Source organism: Ruegeria sp. R8_1 (genome assembly GCF_017743815.1).
Taxonomy (GTDB): domain Bacteria; phylum Pseudomonadota; class Alphaproteobacteria; order Rhodobacterales; family Rhodobacteraceae; genus Ruegeria; species Ruegeria lacuscaerulensis_A.
Window position 1 is genome coordinate 284,433 of the sequence record NZ_JAGHRL010000001.1, and the last position, 19,985, is coordinate 304,417.

17 protein-coding genes are annotated in these 19,985 nt (G+C 59.8%); 9 read left to right on the top strand and 8 right to left on the bottom strand.

The window, feature by feature from the left end; translation table 11 throughout:
- Positions 1 to 93: 93 nt before the first annotated feature.
- From J7380_RS01425 to J7380_RS01435, 3 genes are all read right to left on the bottom strand, one after another.
- On the bottom strand, positions 94 to 1,533 hold the full coding sequence (locus J7380_RS01425; protein WP_209194155.1) for an amidase family protein: 1,440 nt from the start codon (positions 1,531 to 1,533) through the stop codon (positions 94 to 96).
- Positions 1,534 to 1,614: 81 nt separating this feature from the next.
- A complete protein-coding gene (prpE, locus tag J7380_RS01430; protein WP_209194156.1) occupies positions 1,615 to 3,507 on the bottom strand; it encodes a propionate-CoA ligase PrpE in 1,893 nt (630 codons plus the stop codon).
- Positions 3,508 to 3,787: 280 nt separating this feature from the next.
- A complete protein-coding gene (locus J7380_RS01435) occupies positions 3,788 to 6,061 on the bottom strand; it encodes an NADP-dependent malic enzyme (protein ID WP_209194157.1) in 2,274 nt (757 codons plus the stop codon).
- Positions 6,062 to 6,246: 185 nt separating this feature from the next.
- Here J7380_RS01435 and J7380_RS01440 point away from each other — a divergent pair, with 185 nt between their 5' ends.
- The 7 genes from J7380_RS01440 to upp all read left to right on the top strand — a co-directional run bounded on the left by J7380_RS01440 (position 6,247) and on the right by upp (position 12,588).
- Positions 6,247 to 6,915, top strand: coding sequence for a hypothetical protein (locus tag J7380_RS01440; RefSeq protein ID WP_209194158.1), 669 nt, complete (start codon positions 6,247 to 6,249; stop codon positions 6,913 to 6,915).
- On the top strand, positions 6,890 to 7,981 hold the full coding sequence (locus J7380_RS01445) for a cupin domain-containing protein (RefSeq protein WP_209194159.1): 1,092 nt from the start codon (positions 6,890 to 6,892) through the stop codon (positions 7,979 to 7,981). The genes J7380_RS01440 and J7380_RS01445 overlap by 26 nt, the downstream gene beginning before the upstream one ends.
- 89 nt (positions 7,982 to 8,070) lie before the next feature.
- The gene (locus J7380_RS01450) at positions 8,071 to 8,457 is read left to right on the top strand and encodes a cytidine deaminase (RefSeq protein WP_209194160.1); all 387 of its coding nucleotides are present in this window, start codon (positions 8,071 to 8,073) and stop codon (positions 8,455 to 8,457) included.
- Positions 8,458 to 8,460: 3 nt separating this feature from the next.
- Positions 8,461 to 9,768, top strand: a complete 1,308-nt coding sequence (locus J7380_RS01455) for a thymidine phosphorylase (RefSeq protein ID WP_209194161.1) — start codon at positions 8,461 to 8,463, stop codon at positions 9,766 to 9,768.
- A complete protein-coding gene (locus J7380_RS01460) occupies positions 9,765 to 10,976 on the top strand; it encodes a phosphopentomutase (RefSeq protein ID WP_209194162.1) in 1,212 nt (403 codons plus the stop codon). Before J7380_RS01455 ends, J7380_RS01460 begins: the two co-directional genes overlap by 4 nt.
- Positions 10,973 to 11,959: an adenosine deaminase gene (locus tag J7380_RS01465; protein WP_209194163.1), complete on the top strand. Its 987-nt coding sequence runs from the start codon at positions 10,973 to 10,975 to the stop codon at positions 11,957 to 11,959. Before J7380_RS01460 ends, J7380_RS01465 begins: the two co-directional genes overlap by 4 nt.
- Entirely contained in the window at positions 11,956 to 12,588 is a 633-nt protein-coding gene (upp, locus tag J7380_RS01470; protein ID WP_170354714.1) for a uracil phosphoribosyltransferase, read from the top strand. The genes J7380_RS01465 and upp overlap by 4 nt, the downstream gene beginning before the upstream one ends.
- A gap of 6 nt (positions 12,589 to 12,594) precedes the next feature.
- Here upp and J7380_RS01475 read toward each other — a convergent pair whose 3' ends face one another.
- The gene (locus J7380_RS01475) at positions 12,595 to 13,608 is read right to left on the bottom strand and encodes a hypothetical protein (RefSeq protein ID WP_209194164.1); all 1,014 of its coding nucleotides are present in this window, start codon (positions 13,606 to 13,608) and stop codon (positions 12,595 to 12,597) included.
- A gap of 148 nt (positions 13,609 to 13,756) precedes the next feature.
- On the opposite strand from J7380_RS01475, the gene J7380_RS01480 reads away from it, so the two are divergent.
- Together J7380_RS01480 and J7380_RS01485 are read left to right on the top strand one after the other, a co-directional pair.
- On the top strand, positions 13,757 to 14,692 hold the full coding sequence (locus tag J7380_RS01480) for a DMT family transporter (RefSeq protein WP_209194165.1): 936 nt from the start codon (positions 13,757 to 13,759) through the stop codon (positions 14,690 to 14,692).
- Positions 14,689 to 15,348, top strand: a complete 660-nt coding sequence (locus J7380_RS01485) for a sulfotransferase family 2 domain-containing protein (RefSeq protein ID WP_209194166.1) — start codon at positions 14,689 to 14,691, stop codon at positions 15,346 to 15,348. Before J7380_RS01480 ends, J7380_RS01485 begins: the two co-directional genes overlap by 4 nt.
- 83 nt (positions 15,349 to 15,431) lie before the next feature.
- On the opposite strand, the gene J7380_RS01490 is transcribed toward J7380_RS01485, so the two are convergent.
- Genes J7380_RS01490 through J7380_RS01505 form a run of 4 tightly spaced genes read right to left on the bottom strand, consistent with a single transcriptional unit; the run spans position 15,432 to position 19,975 of the window.
- Positions 15,432 to 17,633 (bottom strand): 3-hydroxyacyl-CoA dehydrogenase NAD-binding domain-containing protein, encoded by a 2,202-nt coding sequence (locus tag J7380_RS01490; RefSeq protein WP_209194167.1) that lies wholly within the window; start codon positions 17,631 to 17,633, stop codon positions 15,432 to 15,434.
- On the bottom strand, positions 17,630 to 18,115 hold the full coding sequence (locus J7380_RS01495; RefSeq protein WP_209194168.1) for a cupin domain-containing protein: 486 nt from the start codon (positions 18,113 to 18,115) through the stop codon (positions 17,630 to 17,632). The genes J7380_RS01490 and J7380_RS01495 overlap by 4 nt, the downstream gene beginning before the upstream one ends.
- Positions 18,115 to 19,326, bottom strand: coding sequence for an acetyl-CoA C-acetyltransferase (locus tag J7380_RS01500; RefSeq protein ID WP_209194169.1), 1,212 nt, complete (start codon positions 19,324 to 19,326; stop codon positions 18,115 to 18,117). The genes J7380_RS01495 and J7380_RS01500 overlap by 1 nt, the downstream gene beginning before the upstream one ends.
- Before the next feature lie 10 nt (positions 19,327 to 19,336).
- The gene (locus J7380_RS01505) at positions 19,337 to 19,975 is read right to left on the bottom strand and encodes a glutathione S-transferase family protein (protein WP_170354707.1); all 639 of its coding nucleotides are present in this window, start codon (positions 19,973 to 19,975) and stop codon (positions 19,337 to 19,339) included.
- Between the last annotated feature and the right edge of the window lie 10 nt (positions 19,976 to 19,985).

Consider the following 19,985-nt stretch of genomic DNA (forward strand, 5'->3'; position numbering starts at 1 on the left):
AGGTGGTGCTACGCTTGTTATCGGATCTCCGGGCATATTTTAGAAAGTGGGCCCCGGGTACAAAACCCCGGGGTCAATTTCTTTTGGCAGGGGTCAGTTGACCTGATCCATCCTTTCCCACAGCGGTAGGCACATCTGTCCTACACGCGTTTCGATCGCGGCGGCGGCGTCGACGGCCATATCCTCGCGCCAGCGCGCTGCAGCAATCTGGACGTTTATCGGTTGTGGCCCGTTTGGTAGATCGGCCAGACGCGCTGGAACACTGGCGGCGGGAAGGCCAAGGAAATTCATCGCGTAGGAATAGACCGCGCAGCCCAGAACTTCGTGGACGCCCTCGGGGCCTTCGGTGTCACGGTCGGGGCTGAAAAAGGGTTGAGGCAGAAACGGTGACAGAATCAGCGGATAATCCAGCATGAATAATGCCCATTCACGCGCGTACTGTGTTCGCTTGGCCAACATACCGATCAATTCGGTTCCGGTGATGGGCGGAAATTCCTGGAAGTATACTTCAAAGATATCGCGGATGGTTTGCGATCCGGCGGCCTCGATATCCGTTTTCAACAAGGTCAGAACTTCACCCATCAACGCGCGATACCCACCGCGCCCGCATTCGAACACGTCGGGTGTGTTCACCTCTTGCACGTCATACCCCGCGTCCATCAGCGCTTCACGGGCGGTATCCAGCGCTTTGTCGACCTCGGGGTGTAAATCATAGCCGTAGGTGTTCTTGGTAAAGGCAACCTTGATGGGCCCGTCGGTCTTATTCCCGCGCCAAGACATGGCAACATGAAACGGATCGCGGGGATCAGCCGCGATCAGGCTGGGCATCGACAGGTGCAAATCCGCAGCCGAACGGGTAATCAGCCCTTGCACTGACATGGATTGCGCCAGCAAGCCACGCTCGACCTTTTGACTTGGGTTAAAGGCGGGTACGCGGCCCAGGCCTGGCTTAACGGTCACGGCCCCGTTTGCCGCCGCTGGAAAGCGCAGGCTGCCACCGATATCGTTGCCATGCGCCAAGGCCCCGATCCCCGCCATCACCGCCGCACCGGCCCCACCCGAAGATCCACCTGGCGAGATATGCCGCCCCCAGGGGTTATGCGTGCGGCCGTGCAGGTCGTTATCCGTGTCGGCCCGAAACGAGAACTCGGGTGTATTGGTGCGGCCGATCACAATAGCGCCTGCGTTTTGCAGATTTCGGACGACCGGGGCATCATCGGGTGCAATCACATCCTTTAAAGCAACGACGCCGTTCGTGGTTGCATGCCCTCTTTGATCGATGTTGATCTTTATGGTGACAGGCACGCCGTGCAGTGGGCCGGGTTCCGCGCCCCCGGCGACTGCATTGTCCAGTTCACGCGCATGGCTGACGGCCTCGGTACTGAGGTCTTCGACGACGGCATTGAGGTCGGGATTGACCTGATGCATCCTGTCGATCGAGGATTTTATGGCGTCTTCCGCGCTGATCTCGCCCTTGCGGGTCAGGTTCGTCAGGTCGGTGGCGTTCAGACGCCATAAGTCACGTATTGTCATGGGGCCTCACTGTCTGGGTCAGACTTTAGAGGCCCCAAGGCGGGTTGCAAGGGCAGGGGTGCAGCAGCGCTGCACTGTGCTCTATTTCTGGGCGTAGCCGATTGTTTTCAGGGCGTCTGTGATCTCATCCAGAATGGCCGGATCGTCGATGGTTGCGGGCGTTTTGTAGTCTTTGCTGTCGGCAATCGACACCATCGTCCCGCGCAGGATCTTGCCCGACCGCGTTTTGGGCAGGCGATCCACCACAACAGCCTGTTTGAAGGCTGCGACCGGGCCGATCTTGTCGCGCACCAGCTTGACCACATCCTGCACGACCTCTCCGTGGTCACGATCACAGCCTGCGTTCAGGCACAGGAAGCCAACCGGCATCTGGCCTTTTAGCTGATCGGTCACACCGATCACGGCGCATTCCGCTACGTCGGGGTGAGAGGCCAGTACCTCCTCCATACCGCCAGTAGACAGGCGGTGACCCGCGACGTTGATCACGTCATCGGTGCGGGCCATGATGTATAGGTACCCGTCCTCATCGATCATGCCCGCGTCGCCGGTTTCATAGTAGCCGGGGAAATGCTCAAGATATGCGCTTTTGAACCGTTCTTCAGCATTCCACAGTGTCGGCAAAGTACCGGGGGGAAGAGGAAGCTTTACTGCGATGGCGCCCAACTCTCCGGCTTTCATGGGGTGGCCGCCTTCGTCCAGGATCTGCACGTCATATCCAGGCATCGGCTTGGCGGGTGACCCAAGTTTGATCGGCAGTTCCTCGATCCCAAGCGGGTTTCCTGCGATGGGCCAGCCGGTTTCAGTTTGCCACCAATGATCGATCACCGGCACTTTCAGTGCATCCTGCGCCCAGACGATCGTGTCCGGGTCAGCCCGCTCACCGGCCAGGTAAAGCGCGCCCAAATGGGACAGATCGTAATTGTTGATCAGTTCACCTTGCGGGTCTTCGCGTTTGACCGCACGGATCGCTGTTGGTGCGGTGAAAAAGCTTTTGACCTTGTGTTCGGAAATAACACGCCAGAACGTACCGGCGTCGGGTGTGCCCACCGGCTTGCCTTCGAACACGATCGTGGTGTTTCCGTGGATCAGAGGCGCGTAACAAATGTAAGAGTGACCCACGACCCATCCCACGTCGGATGCTGCCCAGAACACGTCACCGGGGTCCACATTGTAGATATTCTTCATCGTCCAGTTCAGCGCCACCAAATGACCTGCGGTGGGGCGAACGACACCTTTGGGCGCGCCTGTCGTACCCGAGGTGTAGAGGATATAGGCCGGGTCGTTACCGGCGACCGGAACACACTCGGCTGGTTCGACACCGTATTGGAAGCCATGCCAGTTGAAGTCGCGACCTTCAATCAGTTGTGCAACCTCTTGCTCGCGTTGGAAAATAACGCAGAAATCAGGCTTGTGCTCGGCCAAATCGATGGCCCCGTCCAATAGGGGTTTGTAGTGGACAACGCGCCCGGGCTCCATCCCACACGAGGCGGCGATGATTGCTTTGGGCTTCGCATCGTCGATCCGAACAGCCAACTCGTTGCTGGCAAAGCCTCCAAAGACCACCGAATGTACGGCCCCAAGACGGGCGCAGGCCAGCATGGCCTCCAACGCTTCGGGGATCATGGGCATGTAGATTATGACCCGGTCACCTTTTTCCACGCCTTTGGCCCGCAATGCACCTGCCAGCATCGCGACGCGATTGCGCAACTCGACATACGAGATCTCGCGCTTGGTGTGGGTGATAGGACTGTCGTAGATTATTGCCGTCTGCTCGGCGCGGCCGTTTTCCACGTGGCGATCCACGGCGTTCCAGCATGTGTTGACTTGGGCGTCCGAGAACCATTCGTAGAGCGGAGCATTGTCGTCGAACAGGGCTTTGGTCGGTGGACGAACCCAGTCGATGCTTTTGGCGGCCTCCATCCAAAATTCCTCTGGGTTGGATTTCCAGCTGTCGAAAACGTCCTGGTAAGCCACGATGATCTCCTCCGATAGTTCAGTGCGCTTTGTGTAAGGTGGCCGAAGGGTAACGGACAAGCGACGCTTAAGTCGGAGCGTCACTTTATCGCAAAATATTTGCATATCTTTGGAAGTTGAGGTGCAAATTTTTGCAAATGCACTTTTGAGGCGCAGTATGGTGGGTGCCGTAGGAAATTTTTGCAAAGTTGCAAAGAGTGCGGAGTAAACAAGTCTCAGAATCATACCGGGCGCCTTAGCTGGCGCCCGGTTCGAATTGTTGAGAGATCAGGTTACACGCCTAGCCGTAGTGGGTGACGGGCGTACCCGCTATTGCGGCCATATTCAGCAACCCACGCGCGGTGATTGATGGCGTCACGATATGGGCCTTGTTGCCCATCCCCATCAGGATCGGCCCAACCTCCAGTCCGTCCGCCTTCATTTTCAGAATGTTTCGCACGCCACTGGCCGCGTCGGAATGCGCGAAGATCAACACATTCGCGGCACCCTCCATGCGGGAATTCGGGAAAATGCGCGAGCGCAGCTCGGGGTCCAGCGCAAGGTCAAGATTCATCTCGCCCTCATAGGTAAAGTCACGTGGCTCCGAGTCCAGAATATCCAGCGCCGCCCGCAGACGTTTGCCTGACCCTTCCGCCTGATTGCCAAACTGGGATTGCGAGCAAAAGGCGATTTTGGGTTCAAGCCCAAAGCGGCGCACGTGACGCGCTGCCCCGATTGTGCTTTCGGCCAGTTCCTCGGGTGAGGGCAGCTGATGTACATGGGTGTCAGCAATAAACAACGGCCCGTCTTCCAGGATCATCAGCGATAGCGCCCCGTGCGGGCGCAAGTCTCCGTCGCTCAAAATTTGTTGCACATAGTTCAAGTGCCAGCGGTACTCGCCAAAGGTTCCGCAGATCATACTGTCTGCATCGCCCCGATGCACGGCAATCGCGGCAATCGCAGTGTTGTTGGTCCGCATGATCGCCTTGGCCAGATCAGGCGTAACGCCACGGCGCTGCATCAGTCCGTGATATGTATTCCAATAATCATAATAGCGCGGGTCGTCTTGCGGGTTCACGATTTGGAAATCCTCACCCGGCCGGACGGTCAGACCCAGCCTTTCGCATCGGGCGTCGATTACATCGGGACGACCGATCAGGATCGGGGTCTCGGTGGTTTCTTCCAAAATAGCTTGGGCTGCGCGCAGGACGCGCTCGTCTTCGCCCTCGGCAAAGACGATCTTGCGGGACGCGGCCGAGGCGGCCTCGAACACCGGTCGCATGATCAGCGCCGATTTGAAAACGGTTTGATTGAGCTGTTCTTTATACGCTTCGATATCGGCAATCGGGCGTTTGGCCACCCCGCTCGCCATAGCGGCCTTGGCCACCGAGGATGACACGACGCCCACAAGGCGCGGGTCAAACGGTTTGGGGATCAGATAGTCGGGACCGAAGGTCAGTTGTTCACCCTTGTAGGCGGCAGCAGCCTCGGCACTGGTGGTGGCGCGGGCCATTTCGGCGATACCGTCGACACAGGCGATCTGCATCTCATCGTTGATCTCGGTTGCGCCAACATCCAGCGCGCCGCGGAAGATGAAGGGAAAGCACAGGACGTTGTTCACCTGATTGGGAAAGTCGCTGCGGCCCGTGGCGATGATTGCATCCGGCGCAACCTCGCGCGCGGCATCGGGCAGAATTTCCGGGTTCGGGTTGGCCAGCGCAAAGATGATCGGGCGGCTGGCCATTTTCGCGACCATCTCGGGCTTGAGCACATTCGGCCCGCTTAGGCCAAGGAACAGGTCCGCATCCCCGATCACGTCATCCAGCGTGCGCAGATCGGATTTCTGTGCGAACTGGTCCTTGTGCGGATTCATATCCTCGGCGCGGCCCTCGTAGACCAGACCGTGAATATCACACAGCCAGATATTCTCGCGTTTGACGCCCAGTTTGACCAGCATGGACAGGCAGGCAATCCCCGCCGCCCCGCCGCCGGTCGAGACGACTTTGATATCTTCGAACGATTTGCCGGCAACGTGCAGCGCGTTCTTGGCGGCCGCCCCCACAACAATGGCAGTGCCGTGCTGGTCGTCGTGAAAAACGGGGATATTCATCCGCTCGCGGCAGATTTTCTCGACGATGAAGCAGTCAGGGGCTTTGATGTCTTCAAGGTTGATCGCACCAAAAGTGGGCTCTAACGCGCAGACGATATCAGCCAGCTTTTCGGGATCGGGCTGATCGACCTCGATGTCGAAACAGTCGATGTTGGCAAATTTCTTGAACAGGACGGCCTTGCCTTCCATCACCGGTTTTGACGCCAGCGCACCGATGTTGCCCAGCCCCAATACTGCCGTCCCGTTCGAGACCACAGCCACAAGGTTGCCGCGCGCCGTATAAAGCTCGGCATTTTGGGGGTCGGCCTTAATCTCAAGGCTCGCTTCGGCCACGCCGGGTGAGTAGGCGCGCGCCAAGTCGCGACCGTTGGCCATCGGCTTGGTGGCTTTGACCTCTAGCTTTCCGGGCTTTGGATGGGCGTGGTAGTCAAGCGCGGCCTGCCGCAGGCTGGGGGTGTCAGACATTGGCGATTTATCTCCGTTCTGAAATTTGATTGACCGTTAAACCATTTTTTCCGGCTTGGCTACGTTACGTCATTTTGCAGCATGTTTTTGACGTCACGAGCGCGCGAGTTGCATTTCAATTCAAAGTAACTAGTTTCGTGCATCTTCGAAAACCTGTCTTTCAGACGCAAGAACAAAGGCCAGACATGAGCTTTAATGAGGATCTCCGGACTGGTTCCAAAGGGCAAATTTACTTTGGGCTTCCTGCTGCTCTGGCCGCAATGGCGCTTGTGTTGGTCGTTATCTCTATCTGGCCGGAACAGGCATCGCGTTTCAACCAAGAGGGTGGCGTGATCGAGACCGGCTCGGCCTTTGCCTTGCTGGCGGCGGGCTTTGCAGCGTTTTACCGCTTTCCCGGCGTCAAGCGCCTGTACATCGGTGTCGTGTGTCTTCTGTTGGCCGAGCGCGAGCTTGAAGCGGATGTCTACTCGGTTGGAACCTTTCCTCATACGATCCTCAGTGGTTTGGACGTGATGCTGGACATGACTGCCGTGCGCATAGTGCTGGCGGTGATCGTGTTGGGTGGGTTGATCTGGCACGGTGTCCCGACGGGTTGGCGTGCTTTGAAGGCGCGCGCGCCGTTTTTGCTGGTGTTTTTCTTGGCGGGCATGTCGGCAGTGGTCGCGCAACTGCTGGAAGAGGTGTCCGGGATGATGGGCGCGGATATGTCTCAGACCATGATACTGCGCCTGTTTGTGCTGGAAGAAACGCTTGAGATGTTCTTTTCGATTGGCATTCTGGCCGCTGTTCTGATCGGATGGCCGAAAGCCAATACTGAAGAGACAGTGAATGACCAACAACCAGACCAAAGCTGAGATTCGTCTGCCCACGCAGGAGCTGCGCGACGATATCCCCTTTTTTACCAAGGTGCTGGGGATGCGGATGGATATGATCTATCCCGCCGATGACCCTCGGGTGGCGGTGTTTTCCGGCCATGGGCTGCGGCTGCGGATTGAAAAGGACGCGCCGGAAAGCCCCGGCACGTTGCGCATCCTGACCGATGACCCCGACAGCTTTGCCGACGGACAGCGCAGCCTCGTGGCCCCGAACGGAACAAAGGTCGAGATTGATGAGCTGAATCCACCCATGGTCATGCCCGAGACCGTTCATTCTTTCGTTGTCCGCAGGCTCAAGGATCAGGCCCCATGGATCATTGGTCGCGCCGGGATGCACTATCGCGATCTGGTGCCCGACCGCTTGGGCGGGTCGATCATCGCCAGCCATATCCGCATTCCTGATGGCGGGCCTGTGCCGGACATGGTGCATTTCCACAAGGTCGGGTTCCAACTGATCTTCTGCATCTACGGCTGGGTCGACGTGGTCTATGAGGATCAGGGCGACAAGATGCGCCTGACGGCGGGGGATTGCTTTATCCAACCGCCCGAAATCCGCCACCGGGTGCTGGAGGCCTCGGACAATGTGCAGGTGATCGAGATCGGCGTGCCCGCCGAGCACGTCACCGAGATTGACCACGACATGGACCTGCCCACCCCGCACTACCGCCCGGATCGGGAATGGCAGGGGCAAAAGTTCGTCTTCAATCAGGCCGATGGTGCGGATTGGGTGCCGTTCCGCCTGCCGGGCTATATCTGCCGCGACACCACGATTGCCGAAAACACCAAGGGCGTGGCCGGGGTACAAGTGGTGCGCAAAGGGCAGGGCGATCCGCAATGGGCCGCCCATGACACCGATATCCATTTCACCTTTGTCATGAACGGTGCGGTCACATTAGAGGGTGAAGGGCGTGAGCCGTATCCGCTGGAACAGGGCGACGCCTTCGTGATCCCTCCGGGGATGCGGACTCGTTTGTCGAACCCGTCGGATGATGTGGAACTGCTTGAGGTGACGCTGCCGGGCACGTTCAACACACGGCTGGGGTAAGAATTGCGGCGCGCGGGGCTTCACCTTGGCGCGCCGTTTCAATAGAACAGTATTTTTCTGACCAGATGATCAAAAAATGGGGAATCGCCATGAGCCTGAAAGACGCAGCCCTCTTAGTCCGCGAAAACGCCTATGCGCCCTATTCGAACTTCCAGGTCGGGGCGGCGGTGCGGTCCGCAAGCGGCACCGTCTATTCCGGCTGCAACGTGGAAAACGTGGCCTATCCCGAAGGCACCTGCGCCGAGGCCGGAGCGATTGCTGCCATGGTCGCCGCAGGTGAGCAGGAACTGACCGAGGTTTATGTGGTCGCCTCGTCCCCTCAGCCCGTGCCGCCCTGTGGGGGCTGCCGTCAGAAACTGGCCGAGTTCGGCAAGCGCGAGGTCAAGGTGACGCTGGCCTCGGTCGACGGGTCTGAGATGGAAACCACCATTGGCGATCTGCTGCCGGGGGCCTTTGGCGCCTCGCATATGGAGTGAGCCATGGACGCCCGTTCGATCAATGCCAAGCTGCGCCGGGGTCAGGTGCCCACGGCCGAGGAATTGCGCTGGTTCGCGCAAGGTCTGGCTGATGGTGGCGTCAGTGACGCGCAGGCCGGGGCCTTTGCCATGGCCGTTTGCATGGGCGGTCTGGGCGCACAGGGCCGCGCTGACCTGACGGTTGCGATGCGCGACAGCGGCGACGTTCTGACATGGGACGTCGATGGTCCGGTGATCGACAAACACTCAACCGGCGGGGTGGGGGATAGTGTCAGTCTGGTGCTTGCGCCTGCACTGGCCGAGATGGGGGCCTATGTCCCCATGATCTCGGGCCGGGGGTTGGGCCATACCGGCGGGACGCTGGACAAGCTCGAGGCGATTCCCGGCGTGACCACTCAGATCAGCGAAGATCGTCTCGCGCAGATTCTGCGCGACACCGGTGCGGCCATTGTTGGTGCAACGGGGCAGATCGCCCCTGCGGACAAGCGCCTTTATGCGATCCGCGATGTGACAGCGACGGTGGAAAGCCTTGATCTGATCACCGCGTCGATCCTGTCCAAGAAGCTGGCCGCCAGCCCGGACGCCTTGGTGCTGGACGTCAAGGTGGGCAGCGGCGCGTTCATGAAAACCCACGAAGATGCACGCAATCTGGCACAGGCCCTGACCCAGACGGCGAATGCTGCGGGGTGCCGGACTTCGGCAGTGATCACGGATATGAATCAACCTCTGGCCCCGGCGCTGGGCAATGCGTTGGAGATTTGCGAGGTCATGAAGGCCATGACCAGCGGGCAAAACACACCCTTGGCCGAAATCTCGGCCGAGTTGGGCGGCGTGCTGCTGATGGATGCCGGGATGTGCGCAACCGTGGATGAAGGTCGCGAGAAACTGGCCGAAATTATCCGCTCTGGCCGCGCGGCCGAAAGGTTCGGGCGCATGATGGCCGCCGTTGGCGCCCCGCTGCATTTCGTCGACAACTGGTCGCGGTACTTGCCCGAAGCCAGCGTGATCCTCGAAGTCCCTGCGCCAAGCGCGGGCTATGTGACCGCGATGGATGGCGAGGCGCTGGGTCTGGCCGTTGTCGCGCTGGGCGGCGGGCGGCAAGTTGAAAGCGACGTGATCGACCCTGCCGTTGGAATTTCCGATATCGTCCGGCTGGGCGACAAGCTGGATAAAGGCGCGCCGTTGGCCGTGATCCACGCCGCCCGCGAGGACGCGGCGCAACAGGCGGCGCAGGCCGTCCTGCAAGCGGTCAGCCTCGGGCCGGACAGCCCCTCGCTGCCGGGGATCGTGCATGAAAGGATCACCGCATGACCCGCGCGTTTCTGGTGGTGATGGACTCGGTCGGCATCGGCGGCGCGCCGGATGCGGATCAGTTTTTCAACGGTGAGGTTCCCGATACGGGGGCCAACACGCTGGCCCATATAGCACAGGCCTGCGCCGAAGGGCGGGCCGAGGAGGGCCGCTCGGGCCCGCTGCACCTGCCACATCTGGATGCGTTGGGGCTGGGGGCGGCGGCCCGTTTGGCCTCGGGCGCAGACACGCCGGGGTTGGCGGCGAAACCTACAGGCCTGTGGGGCTGCGCGCGGGAACATTCGCCCGGCAAAGACACGCCCTCGGGCCATTGGGAACTGGCCGGGCTGCCGGTGCCGTGGGACTGGCATTACTTTCCGGATACGCAGCCAGCCTTTCCTGCCGACCTCAGCCGGGCCGCCGCTGAAGCTGCGGGAACCGACGGCATATTGGGCGATTGCCACGCCTCGGGTACGGCTATCATTGCAGACCTGGGCGCCGAACATCTGCGCACCGGCTGGCCGATCTGCTATACCTCGGCTGACAGCGTGTTCCAGATCGCGGCGCATGAGGAACATTTTGGCCTCGACCGTTTGCTGGAAATGTGCCGAACTCTGGCCCCGCGCTTGCACGAGATGAAAGTGGGCCGGGTCATCGCGCGACCATTCGTGGGAACGCCGGAACAGGGCTTCACCCGCACCACCAACCGCAAGGATTTCGCCATCCTGCCGCCTGCGCCGGTTCTGACCAACTGGGCGCAGGATGCCGGGCGGCGCGTGCATGCGGTGGGCAAGATCGGTGATATCTTCTCGATGCAGGGGATCGACACTTTGCGCAAAGGCTCGGACGCGGACCTGATGCACCACCTCTCCAATCTGGTCGATGTGGCGGAAGAGGGTAGCCTGATCTTCGCCAATTTTGTCGAGTTCGACAGCCTCTACGGCCACCGCCGCGACATCAGCGGTTATGCACGCGCGCTGGAATGGTTCGACCGTGAGATAGGCGCAATCATCGCCCGTCTGCAGCCCGGAGACCTGATGCTGCTGACCGCCGACCACGGCAATGACCCCAGCTGGATTGGCACCGACCATACGCGCGAAAAGGTGCCCGTTCTGATCGCCGGGCGAGGCGCGGGCCAGATCGGCACGGTGAATTTCGCCGATATCGCCGCTAGCATCGCACATCACCTGAACATCCCGGCACAAGGACCGGGGCGGAGTTTTCTATGAGCGTCGCAGACCTTCCCAAGATCGAATTGCACCTGCACCACGAAGGCGCGGCCCCGCCCGCCTTTATCCGGCAGTTGGCCCATGAAAAGCGCATCGACCTGAGCGGGATTTTCAAACCCGACGGCAGCTATGATTTCCGCGATTTCGCCCATTTCCTCAGCGTGTACGAGGCCGCTTGTGAGGTGCTGAAATCGCCCGAGGATTTCCGCCGCCTGACACTGGCCATCCTCGAAGAAAGCGCGGCGAACGGAGTGGTGTATTCGGAAACCTTCCTCAGCCCCGATTTCTGCGGCGGCGGCGACCTGCACGCCTGGCGCGATTATCTGACCGCCATTCGGGACGCGGCGGATGAAGCGGAACGGAAATACGACATCACCCTGCGCGGTGTTATCACCTGTGTCCGCCATTTCGGCCCGGAGCAAGCAAAGCTCAGCGCCCATTGCGCGGCGGAAACTGCCGGTGACTGGATCACCGGATTCGGCATGGGCGGCAACGAATCCGTAGGTGCTCAGGGGGACTATAAATGGGCCTTTGACTGCGCGCGTGAGGCCGGTCTGCGCCTGACCACCCATGCCGGAGAGTTCGGCGGCCCCGAAAGCGTGCGCGATGCCATCCGCGATCTGGACGTCGAACGTGTGGGCCACGGCGTGCGTGCTATCGAAGACCCCGAACTGATCCGCGAGATCATCGACCGGGACATCACGCTTGAGGTCTGCCCCGGCTCGAACGTGGTACTGGGGCTTTTCCCCGATTTCGCGGCGCATCCGATTGCCAAATTGCGCGATGCGGGTGTGAAGGTCACAATTTCCACGGACGACCCGCCGTTTTTCCACACCACAATGCGGCGTGAATATGAGATGTTGAGCAAGGCGTTCGGCTGGGATGCTGAAGTTTTTGCCGCGCTGAACGAAACCGCACTGAACGCGGCTTTTTGCGATGAAGAGACCCGCGCGCGGGTCAAGACAAGACTGGAGAGAACATGAGCGAACACCTGACCGTCGTTGACCACCCGCTGGTGCAGCACAAACTGACGCTCATGCGGGACAAGGGCACCTCGACCGCCAGCTTCAGGCAGTTGCTGCGCGAGATCACTCAGCTGCTGGCCTATGAGGTCACGCGTGAGATGCCGCTGACCACCCGCCACATTGAAACCCCGATGGAGGAGATGGACGCCCCCATCCTGGCCGGCAAGAAACTGGCGCTGGTGTCGATCCTGCGGGCCGGAAACGGGATGCTGGACGGGGTGCTGGAGCTGGTGCCCTCGGCCCGCGTGGGTTTTGTCGGTCTCTACCGCGATGAGGAAACCCTGAAGCCGGTGCAATATTACTTCAAGGCACCCGAGGGGCTGAAGGACCGTCTGGTCATCGCGGTCGATCCGATGCTGGCCACCGGTAACAGTTCTGCCGCCGCGATTGATCTGCTGAAAGAGGCGGGTGCCACCGATATCCGATTCCTGTGCCTGCTGGCTGCCCCCGAAGGCGTTGCGCGGATGAAAGAGGCGCATCCGGACGTGCACATCGTCACGGCGTCACTGGACCGAGAGCTGAATTCCAAAGGCTATATCATGCCCGGCCTCGGCGACGCGGGCGACCGGATGTTCGGTACCAAGTAAGTCGGATCATCCGCCGCAGATATTCTGCAGCCGGACCCAATCGCGGTCCGGCAGGACCTGCTGTTGGGGGCGGCCTGCCATTGGGTCAGCCTCGATCAGGCCCAACACCGTCTCACCGGTTACATCCTTTGCATAGGCAAAAGGTGTCGAGGGCAGAGCGGCTTGGGCAAAGACCTCCAGCAGGTCATCATCCGGCAGGGAAGGGCGGGGCTCGGACAGGACCTCTTCGGTATAGGCATCCACGATATCGGGCGTCAGTTCGCCGGTTGTCAGCAGTCTAAAGGCAGTGCCCGCTCCGGTGCGGTCCAGCAGATCCTCAAGCGGATCCTGCGCCTGCGTTCGTGCGCGTTCTGCAATGATGTACCCAGCGGCAACCGAAGGATCCTCGTGATCTTCGACCAGCGCCCGGTTCAACAACACGATCCCGCCCGGCAGGCTGAGACTGCTTTGCACGCCCGCCGGAAGGATGACGACTTCGCGTACACCTGTGCGGGCGGCCAGTTGATCTAACGCTTCTTGCGCATCTTCGGACGTGCAGGCCCGCCCCGATACGCGCTCGATCCGGTCAAGGATTGTGCCACCAATATCATGCCGTTTGATCTCGGGAACAACCGCGACCACGTGGTTCTGAAGCGCAACCGGAACCCAAAGCAAAAGCAAAGCCAGAACAGCGACAATGACACCCGCAACGCTGAACCACCGCAAACGCCCGGGATGCGGGCGCGCGCGGTCGATGGCGCGTTGCAAACGGTCTATCGCCTCGATCATGGTGGTTTCGGTTTCTTCCAGCTCCAACGTCTCGTCCGGGTCGCCATCGGGGTTGAAGACCGCCGGATAACCACCCGGATTCTGCCGTTCCAGCGCTGCCAGGGACCAATGTGTCAGCGCCTTGTCATTGAAATCCGAGATCGTCAGTGTGGCTTCCCCGATGGAAACCACGACCTCGCGCCGTTGAACGTCGGGCGAAGGACGCCACAGACCGGTGGCCTCGATCCGTTGGTACTGTTTCAGGGCCGTCATCACGGTTGGAACTGCTCATTATTGATTGAGGTCAGTTTAGCACGCAAAAATCCAATGGCGCAAACCTGTTGCGCCTGGTTCTGTAAATGTGCTGGATGGTGCAGGGCCTTGGGGGCAAGGCGTTATTGATTTAACAACAAGGCATATCATGTCGCCCGACACGCAGACCTCACCGATTTTGGCTTCGATCCTGATGATAAGTTCGATGGCGATCATTGGGGTGGTGGATAATGTGGTGATCTTGGTGGCCGAGACGATCGGCCTTTGGCAGTTCCACCTAAGCCGCGCTGCGTTGATGCTGCCGTTGATCGTAGGATTGTCGCTATTGGGTTTCGGGAAGTTGCGCCCAAATCGTCTGGGGCCTGTGATGTTGCGCAGTGTGCTGATCACGTTGGCGATGTTGTTCTATTTTGGCGCGTTGGCCCTGATGCCCATTGCACAGGCCTTGGCGGGGCTGTTTACCTCGCCGATCTTCGTGCTTCTGATATCGACGCTGGCGCTGGGGCAAAAGATCGGACCCTGGCGTATTTGCGCTGTTTTTCTCGGGTTCACCGGCATTTTATGCGTGCTGCAACCGAACCCGTATGAGTTCGATGTAAAGACGCTGCTACCTGTCGCCGGGGGGCTGTTCTATGCGCTGAGCGCTGTCATCACGCGCAGTCATTGCGCTGGGGAAAGCACCGTCGCTCTTTTAGCGGCCATGGTCGTCACTTTGGGGTTGGCGGGGGTAACCGGTGTGATCGCCTTGACGGTGTTCCCGCTGGCATCGCCCGAGGGGCCGGCGGGGTTCGTCACGCGCGGATGGGTTTGGCAGATGCAACCTGCTATCCCCTGGATCGTCGTTCAGGCCGTTGGATCGACAATCGCCGTTTTCATGCTGATCAAAGCCTATCAGATCGGAGAACCGTCCTATGTCGCGGTATTCGAATACTCGGTCATGATTTTTGGCCCCCTGTTCGCCTGGGTTGCCTTTGGCCAGTCGATCGGCGTCATGCAGATCGCAGGGATTGCCCTGATCGCGACGGCGGGCGCCGTATTGGGCTGGAGAGCCGGGCGCGCATCCCCCGAGAACGCCATCGCATGATCATTTCCAGGGGTCGGCGATACGTGTTTGTTCATATCCCCAAAAGCGGAGGGACATCGCTGTCTTTGGCTTTGGAAGGCCGGGCTATGAAAGATGATATCCTTGTGGGCGATACACCCAAGGCGCTGCGACGCCGCAAGCGGTTAAAGGCGATGACGGGCGCAGAGCGTCTCAGGAAACACGGCGTTTTGTCTGATATCGACGGGATCGTATCCGCGGACGAACTTCGGTCGATGTTCACCTTCACTCTGGTTCGGAATCCTTGGGACCGGATGGTCAGCTACTATCACTGGTTAAGGGATCAAACCTTCGAGCACCCTGCGGTCGGGCTGGCTCGCACACTGCCGTTCACAGAGTTCGTTCTGCACGCTGATACAGCGCAGTCTTTCGCAGCCAACCCGGCGCGACGTTATATGACACTGGCAAACGGGGTCGAGCATTGCAGCGCGTATATCCGTTTGGAACAGTTCGAGAAAGACGCCGAGCCTTTGTTCGAACATCTCGGGTTCAGGCTGTCGCTGCCACAATCGAACCGTTCCGACCGTGTGGCAGACTACCGAGGTTATTTCACGCCAAAGACGCGCGCTGCTGTTGCTGCGGCGTGTGCCGAAGATATCGAAAAGTTCGGCTACGGCTTTGATGATTTCGGGATATGATCAGGGGTTGATTTGACGTCAACATTGCGCCAACCCGCAGACAGGAAAACTGGCGCATGCAGAACATGCGCCAGTTTTTTAGTTCAGGCTGCTTTCGCTTCGGGGTCGAATCGGCCGTAGAAGGTCTGGCCTTTTTCGGCCATCTCACGCAGCAGCGGCGGGCAGGCGAACCGATCGCCATATTTCGCCGTCAGTTGGTCGCAACGCTCGGCTGCATAAGGTGCGCCGATGATGTCGACCCAGCTGAGCGGACCACCGGACCAGGGCGCAAAGCCCCAGGCCAGGATCGCGCCCACATCGGCCTCGCGGATGTCTTCTACCACGCCTTCTTCCAGCGCGCGGACAGCTTCCAGAACCTGAGCGAACATCAGACGTTCCTGCACTTCGATCAGGTCGGGCTGATCTTCAGCCAGCGGATATTTGTCCTGCAGACCTTTCCAGTATCCCTGACGCTTGCCCTTTTCGTCATAGTCAAAGAAGCCAGCCTTGGACTTGCGACCCAGACGCCCCTGTTCTTCCATCCAAAAGATCAGATCATCTGCGGCGCTTGCCGGATAGGCATCGCCCATCGCGGCCTTGGTGGCGCGGGCGATCTTGGCCCCCAGATCGATCGAGGTTTCATCGGTCAGGGTAATTGGTCCCACCGGGAAGCCCAGCTGACGTGCGGCGTTGTCGACCAGCACGGGGCTGACACCTTCGGTCACCATACGGGCGCCTTCATTCAGATAGGGGATGATGCAACGGTTGCAGTAGAAGAACCGCGCGTCGTTGACCACGATGGGCGTTTTGCGGATCTGGCGCACGTAGTCCAGCGCTTTGGCAACCGCACGATCACCAGTTTCCTTGCCCTTGATGATCTCGACCAGCAGCATCTTCTCGACCGGCGAGAAGAAGTGGATACCAATGTACTGATCAGGGCGCACGCTGGCCTTGGCCAGATCGGTGATCGGCAGGGTCGATGTGTTCGAGGCAAAGATGCAGTCGTCCGAGATAATCGCCTCGACCTTTTTGGTCATGTCGGCTTTGACGGCGGGGTCTTCGAACACGGCTTCGATGATCAGATCGCAGCCTTTCAACTTTTCCAGATCAGGTGTCGGAGTGATCAGGCCCAGCATGACGTCTTTCTTGTCTTCTGAGATCTTGCCCCGCTTGACCGACTTGTCCAGATAGGTCTCGGAATACGCTTTCCCTTTGTCCGCGGCAGCCTGATCGCGGTCAATCAGGACAACCTCCATACCGGCTTGAATCGAGACCAGCGCGATACCGGCCCCCATCATGCCTGCGCCCAGAACTCCGATTTTCCTGACCGACTGATCGGGGATACCGGCAGGGCGCACGGCACCTTTGTCCAGCGCCTCTTTGTTCAGGAACAGCGAGCGGATCATTGCACCTGATGACGGGTTCATCAGCACAGTGGTGAACCAGCGAGCCTCGATCCGCAGGGCGGTGTCGAAATCGACCAGCGCGCCTTCATAAACCGCGCTCAGCAAAGCTTTGGCTGCTGGGTAAGCACCCTGAGTTTTGCCGTGCACCATCGCAGAGGCACCGACAAAGTTCATGAAACCGGCTGGGTGGTAGGGGGCACCGCCGGGCATCTTGTACCCTTTGGCGTCCCAAGGTTTGACCAGATCAGTGTCCTTGGCGTTCAGAACCCACTCTTTCGCGGCGGCCATGGGGTCGGCGGCGATCTCGTCGATATAGCCAGCACCTTTGGCTTTTTTGACGTCCAGCATCTTGCCTTCCAGCAACAGCGGAGCTGCAGCAATCGTACCCATCTTGCGGATCATGCGCGTGGTGCCGCCCGCGCCGGGGAAGATACCGACCATGATTTCCGGCAGGCCGTATTTGGCTTTGGGATCTTCACTGGCAAAGATGCGGTGGGTCGACAGGGGCAGTTCCATGCCGATCCCGGCGGCGGTGCCGGGCAGAACGGCTGCAATCGGCTTGCCGCCCTTCTTGGTTTTGAAGTCCATGCCTGCCAATTCAATCTTACGCAGCAGGGCGTGAATTTTCATCGTGCCTTCGAAGAGGCCCTTGGCGGGATCGTCACCGGCCTCTTCCTTCATGACGGCCAACAGGTTCAGGTCCATGCCGCCGGCAAAGGAACCCTTCTTGCCCGAGGTGATGATGATGCCTTTGATCTCGTCATCGGCCAACGCCTGATCGATGCAGGCGTCCAGTTGCGTCAGTCCGTCAAAGGACATCACGTTCATTGATTTGCCGGGAACATCCCAGGTGATCGTGCCGACGCCGTCGGCGTCTTTGGTCAGGGTAAACTCGGTCATCCGTCGTCTCCAATCTGGTCAGCCGTCAGCGGGCTGCCGTCTTTCCGGGTGAAGGATTCGCCATCTGCGTCGTCCTTCACCATCATGTCGATATCGCTATAAAAGCCGGTCTCGGTCGGGGTCCGCGTGCCCACCACCAGAAAGGTCGCGGGCGCATCGGTTTTGTTTACAAGGTGGTGGCCGTTGGGCTCACCTGCGGGCCAGGCCGCACAATCACCGGGCTGCATCTCATGCTCACCATCGTCGTCGATCAGGGTGCAGGTGCCGGATAGCACAATGGCGAACTCGTCCTGCTCCATGTGGTAGTGCCGCAGCGAGGACATCCCCGCAGGCTCCAACCGCACGATGTTGACCCCATATTGGGACAGACCGCCCGCATCCCCCAGCCGCTGAACGAAACGACCCGCGGTCGCCTCGGCCAGCTTGCCAGGATAGGACGATCCCCCAATAAACGGGATCTGAGAGAGATCCAGCTTGGGCATCAGACCCGCTCGATGATGGTCGCGGCACCCATGCCCGACGCAATGCAGAGCGTGGCCAGACCGGTTTCTTTGTCCTGACGCTCCAGTTCATCCAGCAGGGTGCCGATGATCATCGCACCAGTTGCGCCCAGAGGGTGACCCATCGCAATCGAGCCGCCGTTGACGTTGACCAGCTCGGGGTCCACATCAAAGGCCTGCTGGAACCGCAACACGACCGAAGCGAAGGCTTCGTTCACTTCGAACAGGTCGAAGTCCGAAATCTGCATGCCATTGTCGGCCAGGATTTTCTTGGTCACCGGAACCGGGCCAGTCAGCATGATGGTCGGGTCCAGACCGATCTTGGCGGTGGCTTTGATGCGCGCGCGCGGTTTGATGCCGTGCTTTTCACCGAATTCCTTGTTGCCGATCAGAACGGCTGCAGCCCCGTCCACGATACCCGAGCTGTTGCCCGCGTGGTGGATGTGGTTGATCTTTTCCAGATGCGGGTATTTCAGCAGGGCGACCTTGTCGAAGCCTGGCATCTGCTCGCCCATCATCTGGAAGGCTGGGTTCAGGCTACCGAGGCTCTGCATGTCAGTGCCGGGGCGCATGTATTCGTCATGGTCCAGAATGGTCAGGCCGTTTCGGTCTTTGACGGGGACAATCGACTTGGCAAAGCGGCCTTCTTCCCACGCCTGCGCGGCGCGGCGCTGCGATTCCATCGCCAGCTGGTCTGCCTGATCGCGGCTGAAGCCGTATTCGGTCGCGATGATGTCCGAGGAAATCCCCTGCGGCACGAAATACGTGTCCATCGCCAGCGACGGATCAACGGCAATCGCCGCACCGTCCGACCCCATGGCCACGCGGCCCATCATCTCGACGCCGCCGGCGATGTAGCCGTCACCGGCACCGCCTTTGATCTGGTTTGCGGCCAGGTTCACAGCTTCCATGCCCGAGGCGCAGAAGCGGTTGATGGCCAGACCGGGGATCGATTCATCCAAATCCGAGGCCAGAACTGCAGAACGGGCCAGACAGCCGCCCTGTTCCATCACCTGCGTGACGTTGCCCCAGATCACGTCTTCGACGGCGTGGCCTTCCAGGTTGTTACGCTCTTTCATGGCGTTCAGGGCGACGGCGGACAGTCGCACCGAGGTTACCTCGTGCAGGCTGCCATCCTTGCGGCCCTTTCCGCGCGGTGTGCGCAGGGCGTCGTAGATGTAAGCTTCGGTCATGATGCTCTCCTTAAGCTCGATCCGGCACTTGGCCGGGCATCAGGTCGTAGGGGTGTTGCCAACCCGGCTGTTCAGACAGCCGCGTCAGCCATTTGTCGATATTGGGCCATTCGGAACGGTCAAAGCCGAAGGGCTCGGGGTAATACAGGTATCCGCAGCAGCTGAGATCGGCGTTGGTCACGCCGTCGCCCACGATCCAGTCGCGGCCATCCAGATGTGCGTTCAGAATTTGATAGGCCGACTTCAAACGGCCCTGATTAAAGGCAATGACGTCAGCATTCCGATGCTCTGCGGGAAGGAAGTTCATCAAAAATCGTGTCATTCCAGCTCCTGAGCTGAGCTTGTGATTGTCCCACAAAACCCAGCGCAGAACTTCGTACCGCTCCGCGTGAGAATTACCACCAAACTTTCCGGTCTTTTCGGTCACATACGCTTGAATGGCACCAGACTGGCTGGTGCTGAAATCACCGTCTACCAAGACGGGCGCTTCGCCCATCGCGTTGACATTCGCCCTGTATTCCGGTGTGCGGGTCTGGCCGTTAAAGAAATCAACTTCGATCGGCTCCCAGTCCAACCCGGACATCTCCAAAGCCAGCGCAGCCTTGTACGAGTTTCCGCTGACGCTGAAACAGTGCAGTTTGATGGTCATCCTTAACCTC